Annotated in this window: 4 protein-coding genes; 1 reads left to right on the forward strand and 3 read right to left on the reverse strand. The window is 74.6% G+C overall.

Annotated elements, in window-relative coordinates; all coding sequences use genetic code 11:
- The coding region (locus FV222_RS25395) for a DCC1-like thiol-disulfide oxidoreductase family protein (RefSeq protein ID WP_147815943.1) at positions 1–151 on the reverse strand (151 nt) is incomplete at its 3' end.
- A 253-nt stretch (positions 152–404) separates the two neighbouring features.
- On the reverse strand, positions 405–944 hold the full coding sequence (locus FV222_RS25400) for a hypothetical protein (RefSeq protein WP_238273267.1): 540 nt from the start codon (positions 942–944) through the stop codon (positions 405–407).
- Positions 945–1,005: 61 nt separating this feature from the next.
- Here FV222_RS25400 and FV222_RS25405 point away from each other — a divergent pair, with 61 nt between their 5' ends.
- Positions 1,006–1,263: a hypothetical protein gene (locus tag FV222_RS25405; protein ID WP_147753497.1), complete on the forward strand. Its 258-nt coding sequence runs from the start codon at positions 1,006–1,008 to the stop codon at positions 1,261–1,263.
- A gap of 15 nt (positions 1,264–1,278) precedes the next feature.
- Here the strand turns inward: FV222_RS25405 and FV222_RS25410 are convergent, their stop codons facing one another.
- The gene (locus FV222_RS25410) at positions 1,279–1,608 is read right to left on the reverse strand and encodes a GNAT family N-acetyltransferase (protein WP_147815944.1); all 330 of its coding nucleotides are present in this window, start codon (positions 1,606–1,608) and stop codon (positions 1,279–1,281) included.

Below are 1,608 nucleotides of genomic sequence, written 5' to 3' on the forward strand. Positions count from 1 at the left end.
GGTCGAGGTCCGGCCCGAGGGGCGCGCCGTCGGGCGCCACGTCGACGAAGGCGATGCGATCGGCCCCGCGGCAGCGGCGGTAATGCCCGATCTCCGCCCGGCAGAGCGGGCAGGCCCCGTCGTAATAGACGGTCAGCGTCTCGTCGGGCACGGAACGGTCCTCCTGCGATGTTTTAGGAGATAGGGGGCGGGGCCACGACGGCAGCGCGGCCGGACGCCGCGAGGCCGGGGTCGCAGATCCCGCTCAGGGGCCGGAGTTCAAGCGCGGGTCCCTTCTCCCGGGGGGAGAAGGACAGGATGAGGGGCGTGACCTTTCCAGGATCGCGCTGAGCACGGCGCGGCGCGCCCCCCCCCTCTCCCGTTCGGGAGACGTGGCGAGATGCGTGAAGACGATGGCGTCCGCCCTACCGGCGGTCGTAGGGGTCGAACGGCGCCAGCGCGTCGTCGAGCGCCTTCGCGGCCGGATCGCGCCGGAGGTCGAGTTCGCGGTCCAGCGCGCGCACGAAGCGTTCGCGGCCGGCTTCGAGTTCGCGGCCGAGGCCGCCGAAGGCCTCCGCGACCTCGACATGGGGCGGGCCGTCGGTGACGAGGTAGTCGATCCCGCAAGCCGGCTCGGCCGGGCGTCCGGCGGGGCGGAGCCAATAGCAGAGGCGGACGCGGGTGAACGGCTCGCCCGCACGCCGCTCGACCCGGGCCCGCGCCAGCCGGAAGCTTTGGGGCCGGGCCCGCTCGGCGTAGGCGAGGCTCTGGCCGACGGTGACGAAGCCGTGCGTGCGGTGCCCGCGCACCAGCGCCAGCACCCGCGCGTCGGAAACGTCCGCCGGCTGCGCGCGGGCGCCCGCGACCGACGCGAGCACGAGTGCGGTGGTCAGCGCCGCGCGCGGCGACCACGTCGCGAGTTGGCCGGCCTCGCCCGGCGTTGCGGCGCGGCTGCGCTTCACCATGTCTTGCTCCGAAATCCCGCTTCGCCTGCGTGAAGCCCCGATGCGTCCAGGAGCCTGTACCGTGCCGCGCTACTTCTTCAACACACGGATCGGCGACGATTGGGTGACCGACCCGGACGGCGCCGAGCTGCCGGACGCCGACGCGGCCTGGGAGACCGCCCGCGACACCGTCCTGGCGGCGCTCGGCGTCGGCCGGGACCAAGCCCGGCTGATGACGGCCGACCTCGTCGTCACCGACGCGGAGGGCGAGATCGTGCTGGAATTCCCCTTCGCCGAGGCGGTCGAGATCGACCCGGACCAAGGCGCGACGGTGCACTGAGCTCCGCGCCCTCCATCAGCGCTCGCCGCCCTTCTTGCGCAGCGGCCGCGTCATCCGGGTGCCGGCCGCGACGAAGCCGGTGGCCGCGCAGAAGGCTTCGAGGTCCGGCCGGTCCGGCGGCAGCAGCATCTCCAGCCCGTCGCATCCGGCGCTGCGCGCGGCTTGCGCCGCGGCCTTGAGCAGCAGGCGCCCGAGCCCGCGCCGACGGTCGTCGGGGGCGACGAGGAGCGTGGTGATCTGCGCGGTCGGCTCGGCCACCAGCGTATGATACCAGTGCAGCACGACGAGGCCGCCCGGCGGCCCCCATTCGACCGCGACGAGGGCCGCGCCGTCGCGGCCGCGCAG

The sequence above is a fragment of the Methylobacterium sp. WL103 genome (assembly GCF_008039885.1).
GTDB classification, from domain to species: Bacteria; Pseudomonadota; Alphaproteobacteria; order Rhizobiales; family Beijerinckiaceae; genus Methylobacterium; species Methylobacterium cerastii.